Source organism: Chthonomonas sp., from assembly GCF_035294165.1.
Classification (GTDB): domain Bacteria; phylum Armatimonadota; class Chthonomonadetes; order Chthonomonadales; family Chthonomonadaceae; genus Chthonomonas.
Genome location: NZ_DATGLN010000152.1, coordinates 1 through 23,914, shown reverse-complemented (window position 1 = coordinate 23,914; position 23,914 = coordinate 1). Strand labels below are relative to the sequence as shown.

The 23,914-nt window shown below is 55.2% G+C and carries 23 protein-coding genes and 1 pseudogene; 3 read left to right on the top strand and 21 right to left on the bottom strand.

Annotated elements, in window-relative coordinates; translation table 11 throughout:
* The 6 genes from VKV29_RS07575 to VKV29_RS07550 all read right to left on the bottom strand — a co-directional run.
* A partial coding sequence (locus VKV29_RS07575; protein WP_324200703.1) for a Clp protease N-terminal domain-containing protein occupies positions 1-1,428 on the bottom strand: 1,428 nt, incomplete at its 3' end.
* A gap of 161 nt (positions 1,429-1,589) precedes the next feature.
* Entirely contained in the window at positions 1,590-1,838 is a 249-nt protein-coding gene (locus VKV29_RS07570) for a hypothetical protein (protein WP_324200702.1), read from the bottom strand.
* Between the two features lie 99 nt (positions 1,839-1,937).
* Positions 1,938-2,201, bottom strand: a complete 264-nt coding sequence (locus VKV29_RS07565; RefSeq protein ID WP_324200701.1) for a hypothetical protein — start codon at positions 2,199-2,201, stop codon at positions 1,938-1,940.
* A gap of 15 nt (positions 2,202-2,216) precedes the next feature.
* The gene (locus VKV29_RS07560; RefSeq protein ID WP_324200700.1) at positions 2,217-2,663 is read right to left on the bottom strand and encodes a Clp protease N-terminal domain-containing protein; all 447 of its coding nucleotides are present in this window, start codon (positions 2,661-2,663) and stop codon (positions 2,217-2,219) included.
* 118 nt (positions 2,664-2,781) lie between these two features.
* Positions 2,782-3,693 (bottom strand): branched-chain-amino-acid transaminase, encoded by a 912-nt coding sequence (gene ilvE, locus VKV29_RS07555; RefSeq protein WP_324200699.1) that lies wholly within the window; start codon positions 3,691-3,693, stop codon positions 2,782-2,784.
* Between the two features lie 113 nt (positions 3,694-3,806).
* Positions 3,807-5,579 (bottom strand): acyl-CoA dehydrogenase family protein, encoded by a 1,773-nt coding sequence (locus VKV29_RS07550; protein ID WP_324200698.1) that lies wholly within the window; start codon positions 5,577-5,579, stop codon positions 3,807-3,809.
* Positions 5,580-5,690: 111 nt separating this feature from the next.
* Between VKV29_RS07550 and trpB the strand changes: the two genes are divergently transcribed.
* Positions 5,691-6,911: a tryptophan synthase subunit beta gene (trpB, locus tag VKV29_RS07545; RefSeq protein ID WP_324200697.1), complete on the top strand. Its 1,221-nt coding sequence runs from the start codon at positions 5,691-5,693 to the stop codon at positions 6,909-6,911.
* Entirely contained in the window at positions 6,908-7,711 is an 804-nt protein-coding gene (trpA, locus tag VKV29_RS07540; RefSeq protein WP_324200696.1) for a tryptophan synthase subunit alpha, read from the top strand. The genes trpB and trpA overlap by 4 nt, the downstream gene beginning before the upstream one ends.
* 472 nt (positions 7,712-8,183) lie before the next feature.
* Here trpA and glmS read toward each other — a convergent pair whose 3' ends face one another.
* Both glmS and VKV29_RS07530 read right to left on the bottom strand, forming a co-directional pair.
* Positions 8,184-10,025, bottom strand: coding sequence for a glutamine--fructose-6-phosphate transaminase (isomerizing) (gene glmS / locus VKV29_RS07535; RefSeq protein WP_324200695.1), 1,842 nt, complete (start codon positions 10,023-10,025; stop codon positions 8,184-8,186).
* Positions 10,026-10,033: 8 nt separating this feature from the next.
* On the bottom strand, positions 10,034-10,999 hold the full coding sequence (locus VKV29_RS07530; protein WP_324200694.1) for an HTH domain-containing protein: 966 nt from the start codon (positions 10,997-10,999) through the stop codon (positions 10,034-10,036).
* Positions 11,000-11,305: 306 nt separating this feature from the next.
* Here VKV29_RS07530 and VKV29_RS07525 point away from each other — a divergent pair, with 306 nt between their 5' ends.
* Positions 11,306-12,061, top strand: a complete 756-nt coding sequence (locus VKV29_RS07525) for a ThuA domain-containing protein (RefSeq protein ID WP_324200693.1) — start codon at positions 11,306-11,308, stop codon at positions 12,059-12,061.
* 69 nt (positions 12,062-12,130) lie between these two features.
* Here the strand turns inward: VKV29_RS07525 and VKV29_RS07520 are convergent, their stop codons facing one another.
* The 13 genes and pseudogenes from VKV29_RS07520 to VKV29_RS07460 all read right to left on the bottom strand — a co-directional run.
* The gene (locus tag VKV29_RS07520; RefSeq protein ID WP_324200692.1) at positions 12,131-13,915 is read right to left on the bottom strand and encodes a CRTAC1 family protein; all 1,785 of its coding nucleotides are present in this window, start codon (positions 13,913-13,915) and stop codon (positions 12,131-12,133) included.
* Complete coding sequence (locus VKV29_RS07515; protein ID WP_324200691.1) at positions 13,912-15,156, bottom strand: hypothetical protein; 1,245 nt, start codon at positions 15,154-15,156, stop codon at positions 13,912-13,914. The genes VKV29_RS07520 and VKV29_RS07515 overlap by 4 nt, the downstream gene beginning before the upstream one ends.
* Positions 15,157-15,263: 107 nt before the next feature.
* Positions 15,264-15,965: a DUF1559 domain-containing protein gene (locus VKV29_RS07510; RefSeq protein WP_324200690.1), complete on the bottom strand. Its 702-nt coding sequence runs from the start codon at positions 15,963-15,965 to the stop codon at positions 15,264-15,266.
* A gap of 30 nt (positions 15,966-15,995) precedes the next feature.
* Positions 15,996-16,328 carry a hypothetical protein gene (locus VKV29_RS07505; protein WP_324200689.1) on the bottom strand — a complete coding sequence of 111 codons (333 nt, stop codon included), beginning with the start codon at positions 16,326-16,328 and terminating at the stop codon, positions 15,996-15,998.
* A 339-nt stretch (positions 16,329-16,667) separates the two neighbouring features.
* A complete protein-coding gene (gene rplL / locus VKV29_RS07500) occupies positions 16,668-17,075 on the bottom strand; it encodes a 50S ribosomal protein L7/L12 (protein ID WP_324200688.1) in 408 nt (135 codons plus the stop codon).
* 44 nt (positions 17,076-17,119) lie between these two features.
* Positions 17,120-17,647 (bottom strand): 50S ribosomal protein L10, encoded by a 528-nt coding sequence (gene rplJ / locus VKV29_RS07495; RefSeq protein ID WP_324200687.1) that lies wholly within the window; start codon positions 17,645-17,647, stop codon positions 17,120-17,122.
* Positions 17,648-18,254: 607 nt separating this feature from the next.
* On the bottom strand, positions 18,255-18,707 hold the full coding sequence (locus VKV29_RS07490; RefSeq protein ID WP_324200686.1) for a hypothetical protein: 453 nt from the start codon (positions 18,705-18,707) through the stop codon (positions 18,255-18,257).
* Positions 18,708-19,109: 402 nt separating this feature from the next.
* The gene (locus VKV29_RS07485) at positions 19,110-19,679 is read right to left on the bottom strand and encodes a hypothetical protein (protein WP_324200685.1); all 570 of its coding nucleotides are present in this window, start codon (positions 19,677-19,679) and stop codon (positions 19,110-19,112) included.
* A 728-nt stretch (positions 19,680-20,407) separates the two neighbouring features.
* The gene (locus VKV29_RS07480) at positions 20,408-20,983 is read right to left on the bottom strand and encodes a pentapeptide repeat-containing protein (protein WP_324200684.1); all 576 of its coding nucleotides are present in this window, start codon (positions 20,981-20,983) and stop codon (positions 20,408-20,410) included.
* Positions 20,984-21,021: 38 nt separating this feature from the next.
* A complete protein-coding gene (locus tag VKV29_RS07475) occupies positions 21,022-21,849 on the bottom strand; it encodes a hypothetical protein (RefSeq protein WP_324200683.1) in 828 nt (275 codons plus the stop codon).
* Positions 21,850-21,938: 89 nt separating this feature from the next.
* On the bottom strand, positions 21,939-22,268 hold the full coding sequence (locus tag VKV29_RS07470; RefSeq protein ID WP_324200682.1) for a hypothetical protein: 330 nt from the start codon (positions 22,266-22,268) through the stop codon (positions 21,939-21,941).
* 60 nt (positions 22,269-22,328) lie between these two features.
* Complete coding sequence (locus tag VKV29_RS07465; RefSeq protein ID WP_324200681.1) at positions 22,329-22,922, bottom strand: hypothetical protein; 594 nt, start codon at positions 22,920-22,922, stop codon at positions 22,329-22,331.
* Positions 22,923-23,508: 586 nt separating this feature from the next.
* Positions 23,509-23,914, bottom strand: a pseudogene (locus VKV29_RS07460) (hypothetical protein); the annotation flags it as partial.

Here is a 23,914-nt window from a genome sequence, read left to right as displayed (position 1 = left end):
CTGGGTGACGATGCGCGGCATGCTCTCGCGCTGGTCTCGCCACTCCATCTCCAGCTTCTCGATGCGCTCTTGCAACTCCGCCTTAAGCGCAACGAGGTCTTCGGCGACGTCTTCGCCGGGGCTAAAGCGCCCTCGTTCCTGCGTGGCACTCAGCTCTTTCTCTATCTCGGCGAGCCGTGCCTTCGCTTGCCGCAGCTCCGCCGGTGGAAGCGCATATTGCAGTCGCACGCGACTGGCAGCTTCATCAATGAGGTCAATCGCCTTATCCGGCAAGAAGCGGTCGGTGATGTAGCGGTCGGCAAGGTGGGCGGCGGCCACCAGGGCATCATCGGTGATCTTCACCCGATGGTGCGCCTCATAGCGCTCCCGCAGGCCCTTGAGAATCTCAACGGTCTCATCCGGTGTCGGCTCGCTCACCTTCACCGGCTGGAAGCGCCTCTGCAGAGCGGCATCCCGTTCGATGTATTTGCGGAACTCGTCGAGGGTGGTTGCACCGATGCACTGCAGCTCTCCGCGCGCAAGAGCCGGCTTCATAATGTTGGAGGCGTCTATGGCGCCCTCCGCAGCCCCGGCGCCCACCAACGTGTGCAACTCATCTATGAAGAGGATCACCTCCCCTTGGGCTTTGCGAACCTCTTCTAGCACCCTCTTCATCCGCTCCTCGAACTCACCGCGGTACTTTGTGCCGGCAACCAAGCTGGCCAGATCGAGGGAGACAATGCGCTTGTCTTTAAGGGTTTCCGGAATATCCCCCGAAACAATGCGCTGCGCCAACCCTTCGGCTATGGCCGTCTTTCCTACTCCCGGTTCGCCGAGCAGCACCGGGTTATTTTTGGTTCTTCGACTGAGAATCTGAATAACGCGCTCGATCTCCGTGTGGCGTCCTACCACCGGGTCAAGTTTATCGTTGCGCGCAAGCTCGGTATAATCCCGCCCGAACTCATCCAAAGTGGGCGTACGAGACCGAGTCGTCGGTCGCGAATTCGATGGCGCATCCGTATCCTGCAGCGCCTGAACCTCGCGCCGTGTGCGCTCCAAATCCACCCCCAGTTTGGCAAGAACGCGCCCGGCAAGCCCTTCGCCTTCACGAATAAGCCCCAGCAACAGATGCTCCGTGCCGATGTAGTTGTTGTTCAACTGGCGGGCCTCATCGTAGGCCAAATCTATGACCCGCTTGGCCCGGGGCGTTAACTGCATGTCTTGTGTGGGGCGTCCATCCCCATGCGACACCTGCCGCTCTATCTCACTGCGGATTCTCCCTAAGGAGACCCCCATACGCTCCAGGATACGGGCAGCAACACTATCGCTCTCTCGCACCAGACCAAGCAGAAGATGCTCTGTGGAGACGTAGTTCTCTCCCAACCTCCCGGCCTCTTCCTGTGCGAAGAAGACGACGCGCCGAGCACGCTCTGTAAATCGCTGCCACATAGTCTATTCCTCTCTCTGTAACGCCATGTATTTAAAACGGTTTCTCAGAAACAACGCTACAGTTCTTTTCCTTTTCGTTTTATTTTCGGATTCTCCTACCGGATTAAATACCGTGTTTCAGAGGAGAACCCAAGTACCGTCTTCAAGACGATATTTGTACTCTACTTTTTAAGGGCGTCTATTCCCCCCAAAAAGTTCCCTTGAATCTTAAAATACCTCCTATCCTTACGAACAGGGAAAAGCATGAAAACGCTCCACCCCGTTTTTACGTAGGAGTTCTTTGCCAGTCGCGCCAGCATCTTCTGGGCGCCCATGGTGGTTAACCCCGCGTCGGCCAAAGCGCCGGCAGCCCTGCCCCAATCCGCCGGTTGCAAGCTGCCGCGCAGCAGATATTCGGGTGCAATAAACATACCCTCTCTTCCCGGCCTCCTCTTGTGCCAGGCAGACCGCAAGACGGCCCTGTTCGGTCAAGCGTTGCCGTACCTGCACTACTCCCTCATGGCCCCTTGCTAAGTTGCAGGCGCATCTTGCTGGGGTTCATCGTTCTGCAGGCGCTGCAGAAGGGCTTGAACCTTCGCGCTATCCATGCCGAAGTGCTCAAACACCTTGGAGACTTTGCCCTCTTCAAGCTGCAGAAGCCCCAACAACACATCCTCTAGCTGCATGCGGGGCCGCTGCGCTTTCGTGGCGGCTTCCTGCGCCAACAACAGGGCGCGGCTCACCTCAGGCGTTACCTGGATGGCGAGGACGGACGAAGGGGTAGATAGCTCCACCTGTGTAGAGACGGTTTAGGTAGCGGTGCCCCCATCCTGTAGTGCCTGAACCTCGCGCCGTGTGCGCTCCAAATCTACCCCGAGTTTGGCAAGAACGCGCCCGGCAAGCCCTTCTCCTTCACGAATAAGCCCCAGCAACAGATGCTCCGTGCCGATGTAGTTGTTGTTTAAGTGGCGCTTCTCATCGTAGGCCAAATCTATTACCCGCTTGGCCCGGGGCGTTAACTGCATATCTTGCGTGAGTTGTCCATCCCCATGCGGTATCTGTGGCTCCAGCTCTTGGCGGATGCCCTCCAAAGAGAAGCCCATACGCTCCAAAGCCCGACAGGCCACGCTATCGCCATCCCTCAACAAACCCAACAGAAGATGTTCTGTACAGACGTGGTTCGCCCCAAACCTGATGGCCTCTTCCTGTGCGAAGAAGACGACGTGCCGAGCACGCTCGGTAAATCTCTGCCACATAATCGTGTCTCCTGGTCAGCCTTTAACTCATTCTGCTTTCTGCTGCCCTCTTAAGCTTACACCGACATGTTAACCGTTCAAGGCCCGCTCTGCCGTGCCAAGCGGCGGAGAGCCGGGCTTAAACCTTTAGTCCATCCACCTTCGTAAGCTCGCGGAATGCCGCGATGATTCGCTGGGTAATGCGGCCGGGCTTGCCCTCGCCTATTTTGCGCTGGTCGCACGAGACCATCGGGATCACCTCGGCCGCCGTTCCGGTAAGAAAAGCCTCGTCGGCGTTATAGACGTCGTAGAGAGTCAGGCTGGTTTCACGACAAGCGATGCCCATATCACGGGCTAAATCCATCACCGCTTGGCGCGTGATTCCCGGCAGGGCGCCATCGGTTGTGGGGGGTGTCAGCAGCATTCCACCGGACACCAGAAAGATATTATCTCCGGTGGCTTCGGCCACATAACCCTGCATGTTCAGCATGAGGGCCTCTCCGGCGCCCATGCGGTTGGCCTCCATTTTGGCCATGATGTTGTTAACATAGCGTCCCAACGATTTGATCTGCGGGTCAATACAGACGGAGGGCGGCACCCGCGTCGAGGCGGTTATCACATGCAAACCGTTCTCATACATCTCTTGAGGATAGAGCCGCAGCTGTTCGGTGGAGATAACCAGGGTGGGGGTTTTCCCGATATGGGCAGGATCGAGGCCTAGCCCCACCCCGCGCGACACAGAAAGGCGGATGTAGCCGGAGTAGTGCCCGTTCTTCCGCACCAACTCGGCTATCTGCTGCTGGAGAACCGGTTTCTCCACACAAAGCTCGATGCCAAGCGCCCGCACCGAGCGAAAGAGCCTTGTGAGGTGGGGTTCGAGACGAAAGATGTTGCCGTCGTAGACACGAATCCCCTCAAAAGCCCCGTCACCATAAAGAAAGCCGTGGTCGTAAATGGAAAGATGGGCCTCTGCTTTGGGCACCAACTTCCCGTTGAGATGTACCCACTGTTGATCGGAGGGAGCCGGATGGCTCTTTTCTGTTTTTCGCACCGCGTTTCAATCCTCTTCGTTTCGCTCCTCACCAACTCTGATAGGTCGGTGCTACTTGCAGTATACCCCCTTCTCAAGCTCTATTTCCACCTTAGCTCGGGGCACGCCAAGCGCTATACGTTCGGATAGCCATCCGCCTCCAAAACCGCTTCCGCCAGCTGACGACGCAGTTTCATAGGGTTCCATACACCTAAACGAAGCGCCTCCATAGCCTTTTCAAGAGACCGATTTGGCGCTCCCGAAAGCCCCAAACTGGCCACCGCATAGTTTGCCGCCCGATAGGCCGTTTCCGTATAGGCGATGGCCGCGACCTGTGCGGATAGAAGCAGCGGCTCTACCGATCGGTCTGCTAGCTTAAGGCAGCGCAAACACCGCAAGTAAAGGCTCTCCAAGCCATAGGCCGCACCGATCACATCGGCAATGGCGGCGACGATCTCTTGCGCTTCGCGCCAAGGCTCCTCTCTTTGCGTAAGCTCGCGCAGAAGCAGCAGCGCGCTCCGCTTTGCTCCATCGGCCGCATCCGCAACCGTCGTCAGCACGTCTTGGCCTTCGGCCGGGGCCACAAAAGGTCGGTTCGCACTCTCCACTTCTGCCATCGCCTGCCATAGCGGCAGAACCCCCATCTGCCCTCGGCGCATCAACTGCGTTACGATGGCGATTCGTAGCAGTTCGTTGGCGCCTTCCCCAATTCGCAGCAGACGCTGGTCGCGCCAAGCGCGTGCAAACGGCAGCTCCTCCGTGTAGCCATAGCCACCATGCAGTTGAATGGCCTCATCGCTGAGATAGCTGTAAACCTCCGACCCGATCACCTTCACCGCACAACACTCTAAGGCAAACTCTTCTGCCGCCGCACGATAACGCTGGGGAGCCTCCTCCGAATCGGGCACAATGCCGCTGAAAGCCTCCTCCAGATCGCCGGCTAGGCGATAGACCATGCTCTCCAGGGCGAAGATGTGGGCAGCCATCTCGGCCAACTTATGGCGAATTAGCCCGTAATCGCCGATAGGGCGACCGAAGGTCTTGCGCTGTTTGGCATAGCTTGCACACAGCGCCAAAATCTGTTTCAAACCGCCCACCGCCCCCGCCTCAAGGCGAAAGCGCCCCATGTTGAGGGCGCAGAAGGCGGCATGGTGCCCCATGCCATCGGCAAAAGCGTTCTCTTTCGGCACCCTTACTTCCTCGAAAACAACGCGGCGTGTGGAGGTGCCGTGCATGCCTAACTTGTGCTCTTCGCGCCCTAAGGAAAGCCCCTCGCTATTTCGCTCTACAAGAAACGCGGTGAACTCCTTCTCGCCGGTGCGGGCGAACACGGTGAACAGATCGGCGATTCCGGCATTGGTGATCCACATCTTCTCGCCGTTGAGAATGAAGTGGAGTCCATCCGAAGAAGGAGTGGCCCGTGTTTGCATTCCTAACACGTCGGAGCCAGAGCGCGCCTCGCTGAGAGCAAAACCGGCGATCCATTCTCCGCTGGCTATCTTGGGTAAGTAGCGACTTTTCTGTTCATGATTGCCGAAGTAAAGAAGAGGTAGCGCCCCTAAAACGGTTTGCACCTCGTGGGTCAACGCAAAGGACTGCTGAAAGTTAAGCTTCTCCGCAATAAGAGCTTCCACCATGTGAGAGAGGCCGAGACCGCCGTAGACCTCAGGCACATCGCCCGCGAGCAGGCCCAGCTCTCCGGCCTGTAGCATGAGCTGCCTTACCAAAGCGTGGTCGCCGCGTTCGATGGCCTCGGTATGGGGAAGCACCCGATCGTGAAGGAACTGTTCTGCCGTCTTGCCGATGAGACGGTCTTCTGCGGTAAACATTTCGGGAACGAACACCTCTTCTGGAAGGGTGGCCTCCAGAAGAAAAGCGCCCCCTCGCTTGTGGGTGGTGCGCGTCATAACCTAATGCTCCTTTTGAGAGTCTCTACTCTCTTTATACCTATCGGCAAAAGGTTTCTACGCCATTAGCTCGGTGGTATAATTAAGCACTGTACTTGAGGAGAATCTTTGATGTCCATGCCGAATGTGCGCCCGCCTCTTGCCTCGCTGCCCGATGAGCAGGGGCATTTTGGCCCTTTTGGAGGGCGGTTTGTGCCGGAGACTCTTATCCCCGCGCTTGATGAACTTGTAGCCGAGTATCAAAAGGCGAAAGCCGACCCCAGCTTTCAAAAAGAGCTAGACACCTATTTGCGTGACTTTGTGGGACGCCCCACACCGCTCTATTTTGCCGAACGGCTTTCGGAGCACTACGGGGCCCGCATCTACTTAAAGCGCGAAGACCTTTGCCACACCGGCGCCCATAAAATCAACAACACGTTAGGTCAAATTCTTTTGGCACGCCGCATGCGCAAGCCCCGCATTATCGCAGAGACGGGAGCCGGCCAGCACGGGGTGGCCACGGCCACGGTCTGCGCCCGCTTCGGCCTTGAGTGTGAGGTCTACATGGGCGAAGAGGATGTGAGGCGCCAGGAATTGAACGTCTTTCGCATGCGACTGCTGGGCGCCAAAGTAACGCCGGTCTCCAGCGGCACCGGCACGTTGAAGGATGCCACCAACGAGGCCATTCGAGATTGGGTTACTAACGTACGCACGACGCACTACATTATCGGCTCGGTGGTAGGCCCCCATCCCTACCCGATGTTGGTACGCGATTTTCAGTCTGTTATAGGATGGGAGACGCGCAGCCAGATTCTGGAAAAAGAGGGACGCCTGCCCGACATTCTGCTGGCCTGCGTGGGAGGTGGCTCCAACTCGATAGGGCTGTTCTATCCCTTCCTTAACGACGGCGAGGTGCGGCTTATCGGGGTGGAGGCCGCCGGCGAGGGCATTGAAACGGGACGCCATTGCGCCACCCTCACGGCCGGCACCCCGGGCGTTTTCCAAGGCTCGGCAAGCTACCTCATTCAAAACGAGGATGGGCAGGTAGCCCCCTCGCATTCGATCTCGGCCGGCCTGGACTACCCGGGCGTGGGGCCGGAACACTCCTACCTGAAAGAGACGGGACGCGCCGAGTATGTCGCGGTTACGGATGAGGAAGCCATCCGCGCCGTGCAACAACTCGCCCAAAAGGAAGGCATTATCGCTGCCCTCGAAACGGCTCATGCCTTCGCCTACCTTGAAACCCTCGCGAGAACCCAACAGCTTACCAAAGAGACGATTGTCGTCATCAACTGCTCGGGGCGTGGAGATAAGGATATGAACACCATTGCGAGAGTTTTAGAGTTACGATGAGCCGAATAGCCCAACGTTTTGCCGAACTGCAGGCCCGCAACGAGAAAGCGCTTGTTGGTTTTGTTACGCTAGGCGACCCTACTCCTGAACAGACCGTGCCTCTCGTGGTAACCCTTGCCGAGGCGGGTGTGGATATCGTGGAGCTGGGCATCCCTTTTAGCGACCCGCTTGCCGATGGCCCTTCCATCCAGGCCTCCTCGCAACGCGCCCTTCAAAACGGCATGACCGTGGCCAAATCGCTCGATATCCTTCACCAAATTCGTGCCAAATGTCCCGATCTGCCTCTCATCGTGATGACCTACTACAACCCCATCCTGCGCTACGGCCTTGCGCGCTATGCGGCAGATGCAAAGCAGGCTGGAGCAGATGGGCATATTATCACCGACCTCACACCCGAGGAGGCAGAGCCGTGGAAACGCCTTTCCGACGAGCACCGGCTCGACACTATCTTTCTGCTAGCTCCCACCAGCACCGAGGCGCGCATTCAAAGCGCCACAAAGCTTTGCAGCGGGTTCGTCTACTGCGTTTCCCGCACCGGAGTTACAGGGGCTAGACGGGATGTTCCTCAGGAGCTAACCGAGGTGGTGACGCGCATCCGACACCACACGGATCTGCCTATTTGCGTGGGTTTTGGCGTTTCGCAACCCGAACATGTGCACTCCATCTGCCGCTTCGCGGACGGCGTGGTGGTGGGCAGCGCTTTGGTTGACCTTATTTACGCACATCGCAACGCGCCGTCGCTGCTCTCCGAAGTCTATCGCTTCGCCCACACCCTAAAAACCGCCACCCGCAGCACATAAAGGATGGGATAGGAGGCACACAAGGCCGAGGGTGCTGCGCACCGCACCTTTCCCTCAAGAGTACCCCCACCAGCCCCACCCCTCTCCCCATCGGGGAGAGGGGAGACCAATAAATTTATTGGCAGTTTCCTATGATAACCTTCCTCTCGGAAACTCAACATAACCGCCCCCTTTCCCCCGAATCGGGGGAAAGGATGGGATAGGGGGCGAACATGAGAGGCTTGCTCTGCAGATTGACTCTAGAGCCGTGAGACTGACTGTTTCTGCAGCTCCTCACCCTGCTCCTCAAGGCCGACGCCCTCCCCCTCGTGCGAGATGAAATGGTTTCCGCGCGCACATTTTTATGAAATAGTACCGCATCTTAGTGTGCAGCCCAAAGTTGCATCGTAGGCGATTGTTCTGGGCTTGTACCAATCTGTAACAAAGCGAGGGGGCAGGTGCCCCCTCGCCTCAACATCGAGCCTAGTCACCACTACTCAACGGTAACGCTCTTGGCCAGGTTGCGGGGCTGGTCTATATCACAGCCGCGCTCGCGGGCGATGTAATAGGCCAAAAGTTGCAACGGAGCGATGGCAAGAATCGGCATCAGGCAGTCCGGTGCCGATGGCAGAACGATGCGCTCGTCGGCCCCATCCGAAACGGTGCCCTCCGGTTCTACCACCACCACGGTGCCCTGCCTTGCCTTCACCTCCTTCAAATTGCTCTCCATCTTTTCACGGGTAAGGCTCTGAGTCGAGATGCCGATGACGGCCACCCCCGGCTCGATCAGCGCCAAAGGCCCGTGTTTCATCTCACCGGCCGGATAGGCTTCCGCGTGAAGATAAGATATCTCCTTCAGCTTCAGCGCCGCCTCCAGCGCCGTGGCGTAGTCCAATCCGCGCCCCAGATAGAAGAAGGATTTGCTGCTAACGAGCTTACGCGCCAACGCTTTGATGGCCTCCTCCTGCTGCAAGCAGCGCTCCAGCAACTGCGGCATCTTCGGCAAGGCGCCCACGAGCGCTTGCAGGTGGGATGGTAGACCATTCGGAGCCTCCAGCTGAGCTAAAAACAGCCCCAGTAGGGCCAACACCACCAGCTGGGCGAGGTAAGCTTTGGTGGAGGCCACGCCGATCTCCGGGCCTGCTTGGGTGAGTATTACCGCATCCGCCTCACGCGCCAAGGTGCTGCCGATAACGTTTACAATGGCCAGCGTGGTGGCACCGCGCGCCTTCGCCTCGCGCATCGCGGCCAGCGTATCGGCCGTCTCGCCCGATTGAGAGATTAGGATCACCAGCGTGTTGGGGTCAACGAGGGGATCGGAATAGCGAAACTCACTTGCCACCGAGACCTCCACAGGGCGACGAAGCCACTGTTCCAGCCACCGTTTCCCCACCGCACCGGCATGGTAGGCCGTACCGCACCCCACAATCGCGATCCGTTCAAACCGCTGCAGGTCTTGAGGCGTAAGCGCAAGCCCTGGGAAGGCGATCCGCTCCTCTTTAGCAAGTCGTCCTCTTAAAGTGTCCTGCACAGTGCGCGGGCCTTCATGAATCTCCTTCAACATGAAATGGGCATAGCCGCCCTTTTCCGCCGCCTGATCGTCCCAGTCCACATGCAGAACAGCGCGCTCTTGTACGACGCCACGCCTATCGGTGATGATCACCTCTTGGGGGGTCACCACGGCAAAATCGCCGTCTTCCAACGGCACCATATGGCGGGTATGGCGCAGCAGTGCCGTCATATCGGAAGCGATGAGCTTCTCCTCATGACCTAAGCCGATGACGAGCGGTGAATCTTGCCGGGCCACATAGAGCGCTTGAGGCGTGTCGGTGCAGATCACCGCAATGGCGTAGGAGCCTCTTACGCGGCTCAGTGCCGTTCGGATGGCACGTGCTACCTCTTTTTGAGAGGCTGTAGCGGACGGTAAGTTGGCCTCGATAAGGTGTGCAAGCGTTTCGGTATCGGTCTCCGAGGTGAAAGTGTGGCCCTGTGCAAGCAACTGCTGTCGCAGCTCCATATAGTTTTCGATGATCCCGTTATGCACAACGGCAAGTCGCCTTTTGCAGTCGGTATGGGGATGGGCATTGGTCTCACAAGGTCGCCCGTGGGTGGCCCAGCGCGTATGCGCGATGGCCACCGATGCCTGTGCCGGCACCTGAGACAGCAGCTTTTCGAGGTTCACAATGCGCCCCTCTGCCCGCACCACCTCAAGCCCCTGTGAGGAGAGATAGGCGATGCCTGCCGAGTCGTAGCCGCGATATTCCAGGCGTTTCAGATTGCTGAGCGCCGTGGAAACGGCCTCTCTGGCGCCGATGTAGCCGGTGATTCCACACATGGGATTTTCTACTCCTTACCTTTCAATTTTTCTAACGTTTTGCGCCTAGAACCGTTACGTCGGCCCCTGCGCTCCTGAGCACTATATTCCACCTCTAGCGGGGTTTCTGTAGGCTCCGCTTCCACAGGCGGCGCCACGATATACTGGAACTGGGTGCCGCATTCTGCGAGACGTTGGGCCAGCTTCTGTAGCTCTTCGGCCTGCTCCGGCGTTACGGCATCGGTGAAGAGGCGCACGATCTTGCCGTGCAGCACGGTTCCTCCAAAGCTCCAGGGGTGTCGCCGTCCCAGCTTATGGCTGTCGGCGGCGATTAGAATTTCGGGCACGCCTTGCAGCAACTGTTTGAGAAACGCGGCCTCCTCGGCGCGATGCGAGAAGAGATCAAGCCCGCCCAACGGCGCCGCCGGCCCGAAAAGCACGCCGCTTGCGCCCACAATGGCGATGCCGGGCTGGAAGGTGCTGCGAAACTCAGGGGCATGAAAGGCGCAGTCGTCTGGATCGTAAATCTCGCCCAGCACCCCTGTGGCCACTCCCGCCGCCACCAGTTCCAGCAACGAGGGCACGCTATTGGTGAAAACGATGAGATTATGCGGTGGCCGCCCCTCCACCACGGCACGTCGAATCTCGCAGGCCACAGCATAGGTTGTGCTGCCGGCGGTGAGCGCAATGGCCATCTCGTCGGGAAGTGAGCGAACAATGGCACGGGCGATGGCCTGTTTTGCTTCGAGATTGCGATCGAGCTGATCGGTAAAGTAGCCTGGGCTGTAGGGGGAACGCGCCACCATAACGCGCCCACGCCGCACCTCTAGCCCTCGAACACGACTTAGTAGTTGCTGTAGGTAGTCCAAATCTCGGCGGATCGTGCGCGAGTCGCAACGCATGAGCGCTGCGAGGTCTTCAAGATGAAGGTGTTCCTCGCTCTCCTCTAAAACCTTCAACAAGCGCATTCTCCGCGCATCCGCGTTTTCGGCCATGATGGTTCTCTCCTTTGAAGCTCCCTTCACTGGGAGATTTAGACACATTATAACATGAAAGTGACGAAAAATCAAGCGTTTTCGACATAATATTAGTTTTCTAGGACATATCGAACAGCTCCATTATACATCAACACGCCTTTCTCACGCCCCTGATCCTTATTTAGGGCACAATTCTTGCAAATTGGTGTTGCGCCGGGGTTCCGTTTTTCGTGGAAACTATCAAAAGATGGTCAAGATTCGTGTATACTTCTTATTTGTGAAAAGCGCCAAAGGAGAGCGGCGCCCTTGGAGGAGTATGGATAGATGAATAGTTCGACACCACTGCGTGTAATGGTTTGGGACGAAAATCCCCCTCATGCCCCTAAAAAGGTGTACCCCAACAGCATTAACGGAGCCATTGTGGAGGCGCTCAACGAACTTGGGGAAGGAAGCATCCTCGCGTTTCCGTCCAATCTCGACGGCCCTGAGCAGGGCTGCAGTGAACAAGCTCTTCAAGAGACCGATGTGCTGATATGGTGGGGCCACGCCCGTCATCGCGAGGTCACCGACGACACCATGATGCGCATCTACGACCACGTGCATCAGCGGGGAATGGGCTTCATCGCCTTGCATTCGGCCCACTACTCGAAGCCCTTCCAAGCCGTCCTCGCCTGCCCCGGCCACCTAAAAGGCGGCTGGCGTGAGGCCGACCCACCTGATACCGAAGAGATTCGGGTCTGTGCCCCTAAACACCCCATCGCCCAAGGTGTAGACGATTTTGTGTTGCCCCAGGAAGAGATGTATGGCGCCCCCTTCGATGTGCCGCCCCCACTCTGCGTGGTCTTTCAGTCCTACTTTCCTCTAGGGGGCGAGTACTTTCCCTCAGGGCTCTGTTGGACGGTTGGGGTTGGCAAAAAAGAAGGGTTCACCTCCGGCCGCGGCGGTGGGGAGAACGAAGGCGAAGGAGCCGGCCGTGTGTTCTATTTCCGGCCGGGTCACGAAACCTTCCCCACCTATTTCCATCCCACCGTGCGCCGTATTATCTACAATGCGGTGCTTTGGTGTGGGCGTCGCGTTTAGCCACACGGCCTCAAAACGGCAAGGGGCGGTACCGCCGCCCCTTTTGCATCTCGAAACCTTGCCCATCCGCTATCGCCGATAGACTCGTGGGTCTAAACGCGGCCTCTCTCCCTCTCGAATCCAATAGAAAGCGTTGGCCTTCAGAGGCCCAAAAGTTTGACGCCCCCCTCGTGGCCAGTGGATCTCCACTCCCTCCACCTCCGTCGCATCGGCCAGCCCAAAGTTGAGGCGCGTGTCGCTGTGCGATACATAGCTCCCGCCCCCGTGCACCCAGCGGGTTTGGACGCCATAGCGCGTGTGCACAGCCAGCTTTGCGCCAATGGCGTCCCTGTTGCAGTGCACCCCTTCCAGGCGAAAAGTGATCCAGTTGTTCTGGTTTCCTCCGTCGTTGCGAAAGAGTTGCAGAGGGCCGTTCTGAGCCACCATCACCACATCGGGGTCGCCATCGTTGTCGTAATCGCCCACGGCAAGGCCACGAGTGACCCTTGGTTTGGCAAGATCGCCCAACGAGCGAAGGTCTTCCGAAAACTGCCCGCGCCCTCCATTATGAAAAAGCTGTTGGCTTTGAGCGTAGCTTGCGCCTGCTCCTAAAATCTCAATATGGTCGAGCACATGGCCGTTACCCACAACGATATCGAGATGCCCGTCGAGGTCGTAGTCCAAGCTCTCTAGGCCAAACCCAAGAAACTGCAGGTTGGTACCCATCATGCCCGACCGGTAGGTACTATCCTCAAACAGCCCGTCACCCATATTGTGATAGACCGACTTCGGCTCGCCCGAAAAGTTGACCACGACGAGGCTATCGTGACCATCGTCGAAGAAGTCGCCGGCGGCGATGCCCATGCCCGAAAGCGCCTGTCCGTCAGGCCCTACGGCAACGCCCGCCTGCAGTGCCTTATCGCTGAAGGTGCCGTTGCGATTGTTGTGGAACAAAAAGTTAGGCATGGTATCGTTGGTTACAAACAGATCGAGCCAGCCGTCTTCGTCGTAGTCGAACCAAAGGGCGCTCATCGCCTTCCCCAACGCTTTTTGAATGCCCGACTTTGAGGTGACATCGGTAAAGGTGCCGTCGCCGTTATTGTGAAAAAGCCGACAGAAATTGGGGCTGTAGACCTGTGGCCGACAGTACGAGGGTTCGCCGCGCAGGGGGCAGGGGCGATCCAACGCCAGCGACCAATGGGCGTAGTGACACACAAAGAGATCGAGGTAGCCGTCGTTATCGTAGTCGCCCCAAGCGCTCGATAGCGGCCAGGGCAGCTCCGACCCGGCGGTATCGCCCAAACCGGCGCGCTCGGTGACATCGGTAAAGGTACCGTTACCGTTGTTGTGAAACAGGCGATTGCCGCCGTAGGCTGTGATATAGATGTCGGGCCAACCGTCGTTATCGTAATCGGCCACCGAAACCCCCTGCCCATAGCCGGTATAGGCGTCGAGGCCCGATCCGGCAGTTACATCGCTGAAGGTGCCGTCTCCATTATTACGGTAGAGCGCGTTGCGCGTGGGAAAGGCCACTTTGGCAGCCGGAGCGCCCGGCACAGGCCCTCCTTGTACGGCAAAAATATCTAGTAGGCCGTCGTTATTGTAGTCCAGAAAGGCCACGCCGCCGCCTGTCGACTCGATGAAGTAATGGTGACCTGTAGCCCCATTGCTGAAATCCCAGTGCAGGCCGGCCGCTGCAGTAACATCGGTAAAACGCATGGGATGAGCAGTAAGCATGGGAGCGTTGGCGATCTGCTGCGGTTTATAGACGGTCGAGATAGGAAACACGGGAATTGTGGGATCGTGGCGACGACACCCAGAAGCAGCTAAGCCGCCACCTAACAGCATCATCAGAAGTTCTCGGCGGGTTATCATAGCTCTGCGGGGTTTACCAAAGGAACATAGTCGGGATCGGCCAGCCTTTTAGCCAGCTTAGTCAGATGATGGCGCTTACAGTAGTCTATCAGCGCCGCGCGGGTGCGCTTGTTCGTAGGGTCTTGTTCCACCATTAGCTCGTAATATTCAAGCGCTTTGGCGTAATCTCCAAGCAACTCCTCCGTGTGGGCCAGGCGCAATCCAGAGTCCACATCGTGAGGGTTGAACTGCATCTGATGGATCAGCTGATCCACATCGTTCCGCCACTGCAGCACTTTTTGATATTGTTGGGCTACAGCGCGCTCGTGTTGGCGATCTCCCAGCAGGCGATAGCATTCCAATAGCCCGTTCAAGATGCCGTTATCGTTGGGCGCGATAGCGCTGCCGGCCAGATAGACTTTAAGGGCCTTTTTCGGGAACCCGGCCTCACTAAGCAGTCGGCCGAGCAGGGTATAGGGGCGCACATCGTTGGGCATGCCTTTACCCGCCAAGATCGCGTAGGCCATGGCTTTTCTTAAATTAAAGGGTGTATGCGGCTTATGTTCATAAAGTACGCCCATCAGATAGCAGGCATTCGGGTCGTTTGGATGCTGTTGAAGGTAGGGGGTAAGGTCTTTTTCGGCCTGATCGAGCTGGAGGTCGTCCATCTCGTTTGCCACCATCGCAATGAGGAACCGTGAGTCTTTTTTCAGATGGTAGGCCTGTCTTAGCGCCCAAATAGCCTTTTCTCGATTATGCAGTTCGGCCTCGATCATGCCATAGCCTCCCACCGCCTCCGGGTTGTTGGGCAGCAATGTCATGGCCCTTTTGGCAGCGGCCTCGGTGATATCCATACGGCCTTCCTGGTGGGCGGCGCGGGCGAGTTCCAGCTGCAATTCGCCATCATTGGGGTTTAGATCGGCAGCCTTCTTCAAATAGTAGGTAGCTTGAGGGTAGCGAAAAATCTCGCCATACAGCAGTCCTAACTGTTCATAGCATCCATAAAAGCGGGGGTCGCGCTTCACCCCTTGCAGCCAGAGCTGTTCCGCCACAAAGGGCTTATTAGAGGCCATGGCTTTCATCCCGGCCACATAGTAGCGCATTCCTGGGCGGTGCCACTGCAACCAGAACCACACAAGATAGCCTATTGCCAAAACACCCCCGACGAGGCACAGGGAGAAGAGGAGGCTTTTCAGGCGTTTTGTTTTTAGGGCTTGCGACAATGGCATTTGCCGATCGGGGTGGTGCATCATCCGTTTCATGGTCTCAAGCAAGCCAGCCGTTCATGCCACGTAACGAAAGACAGCGAGGAGAGAAGGAAGTGCCCTTCTCTCCTAAGCTGCCAACAGTCGCGAGGCTGTCCCTAAGATCAGTGCGTTGGTGCATTCGTGCCGGCGAACTGCGATGGCGCCCAATCCTTCATCGGGGAGAACTTCGCATGGCCATCCACAAACACCAGGTTGCGCTGCCCACCCGGCGGCACGGCGATATCGAAGACCTGGCTATCGTAGCCCAGTTCATCGAAGATCATGGCCTTCGAGGTCGGTTCCTGGATGGCGGCCATCGAGACACCACGGCGCACGGAAGCGCCACAACCGTTCCACTGCGCGATGGTGATGCCCAAAGAAGCGTTTTGGCCGGTATTCCAAGTCTGGTCTAGCAGGGTGCGGAGGTCCCAGTAGTCATGGTCATACCACGAATCGAACATAGTGCCGTAGCTGGTGTAGGGCCAGGACTTGGTTCCATTAGTCGCCCAAGAGGCATCATTCGGGCAGATGTACATCTGCTTATTCTTGATGTAGGGGTAGATCTGCATGGCGTTTCCGCAGGCCGCATTGGGGTCGGTTGTGGTATCCGGGGCATGCCAGTTGTCGCCATCTGGGAACTCCTCGTCCCAGTCTTGCACGTACATCAGGGCGGCCAGACCGAGCTGTTTTAAATTGCTAAGGCAGGCCGTGCGACGCGCCATGAGTCGCGCCTTTGCGAACACGGGGAAGAGGATCGCTGCCAATATCGCGATAATGGCTATCACTACGAGCAGCTCTATGAGGGTAAAACCTGTTTTTTTCATAAGCAGTCTCCTTCTGTCATGGTGTAGATTTTAGGGATTAGAACCAGTTGGTGAAGCCCCACCAGTTGATGGCTGGCCACTGGGGGAACCGGCGTGCATGGCTCGGTACATGTTCATCATACGCTCGGCGGCACTGCTGCCGGCGGGAGCGGGAGCGGTTTGGATGGGCACACCCTGAGGGGGTTGTCCTCCCGGCCCCATGGCGCGCGGGTTATGCCCTTGGCGATAGGCCTCCATCAGTTTGGCCGCGGCGCCTTTAACCGGCTGAGGTCGATTCATCCAGTAGTATCCCAGTCCAGCCACGATGGCGAGCAGGACAAGGATGCAGATGATTGCCACCGGTGTGCTGATCGATCGGTTCATTGGAACAGCCTCCTTAGCTAGGGTTCGGAAGGAGATTTCAGCACCGGCCTGCTGTATTCCTTCCTACCTATACATATTATAACACCAAACCTTTGGTATGTCAAACCAAGAATATAATTTGCGGCGACTTCGCCATGCCCCTGTGTTATACAGACTCTTTGTGTTTTTTTATTCTCTCAAATGGGCGATCCCAGAGTCTCTTATACTCAAATCGGCCGGACGACAACGAAGAATAATCGAGCTTGTTCGGATACTTTATTCTGGAGGCAGAGCAATGCCTCAACAAAAAAACTTCCACCCTCCGCCAAGAAGGGTGGAAGTTCCAGTGTAGTCGCTCGCCTAGGCTGCGGGCTTGATCTCGATCTTGGCGCCTTCGGCCTCGAACTTGGCCTGCAACGCCTTCGCCTCGTCCTGATTCACGCCCTCTTTGATCTTGGCCGGGGCCGACTCCACGAGGTCTTTGGCCTCTTTCAACCCCAGGCTGGTAACCTCGCGTACCACCTTGATAACCGCGATCTTTTTATCTGCCGGGTAGGCGGCTAGGATCACATCAAAGCTGGTAGGAGCCTCTTCGGCGGGTGCAGCCCCTCCATCGGCCGCAGCGGCTGCCGGAGCCACGGCGACCCCCATCACCGGGGCCGCAGCGGAGACACCGAAAATCTCCTGCAGCTCTTTGGAAAGCTCCGACAGCTCCAAAACCGACATGTTCTTAATCGCTTCGATAATCTCTTCTTTGGTAACAGCCATCTCTCTTTTCTCCTCTCTTGGGCAGTTCCTCTGCTGTTCTATTTCTAGGCCGCCGCCTTTTTATCGGCTATGGCCTGAACGGTTCGCACAAACTCACCGATGATGTTGTTGAGCGTGCCCACAAAGTTCGATGCGGGCGCGTTCAAGGAGCCGATGAGCTGTGCCAATATCTGCTCTTTGGGGGGCAACTTCGCGATCTCGGCCACCTGGTCGGCAGAATAGACCTTGCCGTCTATCCAACCGGCTTTAATTTGCACTCCTGGGCGGCGGAGTTCGCGAAAGAAGTCGGAGGCCGCCTTTGTGGTGGCCACCAAATCCTTTGTGGCAAAGACGATGGCCGTTGGCCCCTGCAGCAACTGCTCGAGCTTTTGGCTCTGCTCTGGACCCAACGCTATTTTGAAGAGGGTGTTCTTCACCACATGGTATTCGCCGCCCGAATCGCGCAGTTTTTTGCGTAGACCGGTGATCTCGGCGACCGTCAGCCCCCGATACTCCGTGAGGATCGCGCCGGTGCTTCGCTCGATAAGCGCGCGCAACTCCTCTACTTTTTGTACTTTCTCTGGATTCGGCATAACGTTTCCTTTGCAACCTTTCTATGGGCTGCGTTGTTCCCGCCTGCTGCAAAAGAGTTGGCCAGACGCAAAAAGCCCGGCCTTCCACTTGCGTACGCAAGAGAAGTGCCGGGCGCCTTAACGCGAGAAACTCGCGAAAGCGTTCCTAAATTCACTCCTGGCTTCTCCTCGGCAGGCTCTCGTAAAGAGACTTAGGTTCCCTATAAGGAACACCTGCTGTCTGCGGCAAGCGAAGGAACCCACGTTTTCGGGGGATATTGTGGCACGAAACCATCCTTCCTGTCAATGCCGGGTGAGTTCTACGTCCTCTATTTCGCGCAAGACCGGTTCTGTACCCTATTTCGCCAACGTAAGACTAGCTTTCCGGTTTCATGGCCGCTCAGCCCCGTTCAAAGGAGAACTAAGACATCCGATAGTTCCCCCTCCAGCCTAGGGGGCGATGTGTGGAATGAACCCATGTGCGACACTCTGCACGAGTCTCAAGCCCGGCGGCTTCCCGCAGTTGCCTGCCAGCTACGCCAACACGGTAATAGGTCGTAACCACAATGCTCTACTCACGTTATCCTGCCTTGTCTGCCGATACCCATCGTGCGAATGGAAAGGAAAGCTAGGGCGAGGTACCTCTATCTTTTGCAGAGTGGTCGGCATCCACCTGCTGCCCTTCCCCCTTACCGTAGGGGTCTTTGAAGACAACCGCATACAGCACTGTCAGGCTCCAATAAACATACATCACCCTCACAACAACCCCTAAAAAAACTCTACAGATGAGGGATGTGCAAAAAGCTGTTGCGCAGTTTTTCATTGCCAGTGTAGCTAATCCCCCATATGCTATAAATATACAGTACTTTCGCAACAAAGACACATCCTTGAACTGCCGGGAATAGAAGATGAAGCTGAAGGCAACCGTCATTGGCCAACCGATAACTACCCAGCCGAAAGGATGGTGCAGAGGCATGGTGAGCCATTGACGGAAGGAGACGTTTCCTCCTGGCCATAACACTGCCAGAGCAAGGCAAACATTAAAAAGGTAGAGAACCCATTGAACAATAGATCGTTTCATGTTCAGAGTACCCTTTCATCCTCAAGGTGGTCTATCAGGAAGATACAAAACCGTGCCCATCTTTGCCGAATAGCTTCTTGGAATGTAAACTACCGCACGCCAAAGGACAAAAGTCCCTCTCGCTTTGCTTCGAGGTGATATGGTTTCCGCGCGCATATACCTTTCTAGGATACCATCAACTACTGCTAGTAGTTATCGTCAGTATACAAGTCCTGATACAGCATTTTCGACTGCCCCCACCCCTCGCCTGCCGATGGCAACTCATGTGCTCCCCTGACTTAGCCGATTGCGGTCATAGGAAACCCGCAAAAAGAAAATATGCCCCCTCTATATAAGCCTCTCTGTCGGAAGAGTGACAACTCGGCGGTGTCCACAAGGGGTTTTGGGCGATAACAGCTCTCCTTACTTTGTCGGCCTTAGTTCACTCCTATTTTCTGCATGGCCTGCCTCCTTCCCCATGTCCTCTTCCCTCAGACAACCCTGTTCAGGGGAAGAAGATACCGCAATAGCCGTGTTATCGTAAGGCTTTAGCAACTCCGAATGCGTTTGGGCACTAGACACCCCTCTTAATAAGACCTCCCTTGGCTCCTCAGAAGAGGCTCGAAGCAGGGTACTATCCTCTGACTGCAAGAGCATGGTTAACAGCCTTTCAGCGCGCTGACGCACCTCGCCATCCTTACCCGCACGTCTGCCGGCAGCCCAAGAACGCAGACGGTTCTGGATAGAAGCACTATGGACTATCTCTTTTTGCTCTAGATGTAGGCTAACCGCCTCAAGAAAAGCCAGAGCAGTATATTTGTCAGACCCTAAAGTATCCAACCATTCATATAAAGTTTTTCTTGTTTTGACGAGGAAATCCAAAGGTGTTTTAGGTCGAAGTTCGAGAAGAAGGGCAAGAAACTGATTTTTGACGGTTTCATCTGCGCTGCCCAGAGTAGTCTCTCCATAGAACGCTTTAGCAACTTGTTGCATTTGGCGCTTGGCACGAAGTGGTATAATAAAAAAATTTAAAATTTTTTATTGTTATACCCATATATATAAAAGCAAAGACTAATTCTGAAATAAGCACCAACCCTAAACACAGCAAGACGACATTAAGCCTTAGGTCATAACATTGCCAGCACAAGAAGTAGCTGTATAATAAATGTTGGTAATTATTATACAAAATTTCTTTAGTAAGACTAAGCAAAAATGCTATTGGTGAATATTTTAGCAACTTTATTGACAATTTAATGTACTTCATGTCGCCACGGAGCTTGCAAGCCGAGACTAGGAAATCGATACGTAGGCCCCTACTATCTTCTCGTGCCTTCTGGCCGTGCAAGAGGCGTTTAAAAAAAGCGACGTTAGGCATTGTCGTTCCTTCGCATCTGTCTCCAACGTTTCAGGGGGCGTCGGTATCTAGTGTGGCGAAGATAAGTTTCTCTTTCCAGCCCAATAAGATCATCTACACTTGCCCTGAAGTTTTTAGTCTTGTCACAGAAGCCTCCACTCTAGGCTCCCAAAAGGATCATGATCGTTAACCCGTTAAAGCCGGTGGCACACTACTGGTTGTCCATTTATTAGATAATTGGTTCTTTGTCTCCTTCCGAAATATCATCGGCTCGATAAACATGCCGTATATAAGCTATAGCAGCTGCGATACAGCGTCTACAGCCAAAGGAAACACCTCGCGTACCAATTCTAAATCCTCCTCACCCTTACGCTTCGCTGCAACCATGCCTAGGACGATCCTCCCGACGATACGTACTTATGTGCATGCAACCCGCTTCTACCACGTCAAAACCCTCCGGCCACTGCGTTCCCTCATCGTAATAGCTCCCTTTCAATACCGTGCCCTCTAATCGTGCACCGCGCAAATCCGCACCACATAGGAAAACCCGACCCAATATCGCCCCACGCAAATCTGCCCCCCAGAACCGAGCGCGACGCATCGTGGCCTCTAAGGCATACACCCGCTGCATATCGGCATCCTCTAAAATCGCATCGCTCAGGTCTGCCAAAACGAGCTTGGCACCTTCAAGGTTCGCTCCTTTCAAAATAGCCCCCTCCAAACAGGCACACATCAACTTGCGGTGCGCCAAATTCGCTCCCGTTAAATCGTGAAAGGAAAAATCGGCATGAAATAAATCTGAATGGCTCAAATCAACCCCTCGTAAGCTATCGGCCTGCACCACTTTCAGCAAGCGAGGCGGGGTACCCGGTTCTATTCGCCCTGTGATGGGCGAGAAAGCCAAACCTTTCGAGACAGGCCATGTCCAAATCTCTACTGACATCCTCCAACCTCCTCTCTATTTCTATCAAGGCGGTTAATCTAATTCCTTTTGACTTCCTCCGATGGACGCACGAGAAACATCCTATCCCTCTCTTCCTCAACGGCTCTCAGAGGTGTTTTTAGTAAACAGGTCGTCTCACTCGAGGGACGTAACAAATCTTTACTCTTTTGTATATAGGGAGTCAATACCGTTAAACAGTGCCTTGCTTTCGCTTGAAGCATCCTCTCGCTATCTGTTTTCGCCTTGCGTTGCGCTATAGCGGTTAAAGCCGGGCATGCCTCTAAATAACGGCGTTGCTCAATGAAATCAATTATCAAGAAGCGCAATTCCTGTAATTCCTCACGATCCTGTCTCCGAAAACAAGACTCATTTGAGACCAAAATGAGACACAGCTTCTCCATAGTATCGTTCGATACTCTTGGTGACGTTGGCACGTCCTTTAGATAGTGCTTAAGCTCTCGCATGGCCTCAAAGAGTGATGGCTCATAGGGTTCTCTTGCCAATGCTCTCCATCGCATAATAATTTCCGCAACGTTGGCGATCGCAGCATCCAATCGAGAAGTTAGTCCGCTTTTGGCGACGAAGAGATCCGTCCAAAGTTCCAGCTGCTCCCCAGGGTTCGGAGAGGTATGAAGCTTCCTATAGAACTCCTTAACATAGTGTTTTCGCGCCCAAACCAGAAGGAGAATTTGGGCTAAAGCTATCAGTGCATATAACCCACCCAGAACAAGGCGATAACCATGCAATCCCATTGCATGGAGAGAAAAGAGATAGGCTAATGCGAGTATGAGCAGCACCGCCCATACCACAAAAAAATAACTCCCTCTCATGGTTTGAGCTCCTATTCCCCGTAACTCTTCAAGCATAACCTCTACCCCTAAACGGCAGGGCATGCTGTGGAAGAGTCCGCTGCACCACTTGCCTCTACCCCTACTTCTGTCACCGAGACCCTGCCCTAGTGCCGCCACAGACACCCTAAGCGATGCCGTTGTCCAAACCGTGCTCCAATGGGATAGACCCCGATTCCTGCTTCTTCAAGACCGACAGGGGTCCCCAGAATATCGCAAGATTTTCTGGGGTAGGGCGCCTGTCCCTCACCGTACATATACCAATTCACGCTCTGGTGCACCACATCTCGACGATACTCCGGCCTTCGAGGGCCTCGCAGGTACACTGCAGAAACATAAGGCGTGTTCGTCCCTTGAGCATACCCCACCTCCTCTACAGGCATGCCCGCATCATATACCGTGTCTACTACATTCGTTACCCCATTGCTCGTTACCACACTTCACCGCCTTAAACCATTGGCATACTACATACGCCAGCCATAGAGCATCCGCATACTCTACTTCCTCTCCGAGCCTGTTTCATCGGTATCGTCAATCTCAATGGCCGGCAAGAGGGGTTCACAGTAACCCTCTAACTTCTCACAGGCTTCGATCATCTGCTCTCCAAATTCCTCGACCCACTCTCGCAAGGAGTGCATCTTAAATAGTTTATATGTTGACAGGTCTGCCCCTTCATTGATAGGCTTTTCCACAAAAGCAGTCTCCTGTAAAAACCACCTTGTCTCCACTTCCCAAAGGCGCATCTCCTTGCTGATAATACGACGTACCGGGGGAGATACCATAACATAAGCCTGTTTCTTTAATGCAACGCCTTGTGGATAAGTATAGCGCCCTAGGCGGCGAGATAAGCCTTCAACAGAACGACATAGTTCAGCAAGTTTGGCGAATAAAAGATATTCGTAGTAGTCTAGCGGCCAGCTCTGTATGTTGCTAAAAACTTGACTTTCTTGCCTCCAGGCCTCAATTGTTAATGTAACCACGGTGCCTACGATAGAGTGTTTTACAACAACTGAGGAGTCCGGCAGTCCGTCTAGCCGAATAACGGGCTTGGAGTTCCCCTTTAAAACGAACATTGCCTGCCACTCCGCCATTGGAACCTAATCTCCTAATGTGGCAAAAGCAATCATATCGCTGACAAATCCAATGATGTCAGCTGTACGTGGATACACAACGCAAATCCTTTACAAGAGATGGCGATATTATCATTCCCTCGCAAACCCTCTGCTTTCTTGAACTCCTCAATTGCATTCCCAACAGCCTTTCTCAGTTGCGTTCGAGAAATATCACTTAATAGGTCACCGAACTTGCCTGGTACCTGAAATTTTCTAATCATGCTCGCTTCTCCTCGTCGTATCTATTCCCACTTCCCTAACAAGTCTTGCCCTCTGCTAGGAGAGCTAGATAGGTTCTCCGTATGCGACACTCTGTTAGGGACTTCCCCAGTTGTAGATTGATGATCGAACGCGATATTCCCTTTGTTGACCCGTTTCACAACTCCGAAAGGCGTTGAGAATACTCAGAACTCCTTTTGCCTTAAAGCAAACGTTGCAGACACTTTTCTGATAAGGGGTTAGCAACTCATCATCTTCTCGGGTTAAGCGTGTAAAAACTTTTACCAATTCCGTCTCTATCCTTATCAACGTCTCTCTATCCCAGAAAAAGCCTAACCCTAGGCTATCAACGAGATAACCAATTCGCCCCATCTGCTCTTCTAGGCAAAGACACAAGAGCGCTTTCAACAGGCATGCTCGTATCATACACCGTGTCCACTACATTCGTCACCCCATTGCTCGTTACTACGCTCCTACGCCTTAAACCGTCCGCCCCATAGGTGAACTGGCTGCTGTAGGCCACCCCGTTGGGCGCCGTGTAGTTGCAGGAGACCAAACGGTTCTGGCTGTCCCACACATTGCTGCGCCCTCCACCGCTGAGCGTGTTCCCATCTAAATCGTTAACGTAACCGCTCCCATTCCGGCTTACCAACATGTTGGCGTTATTGTAACCGTAATTCTCCGCCCCACTCACATTATCCTGCTTTGTTAACCGATTGCCCATCGCATCGAACGTGTAGCTCTGCGTCTCC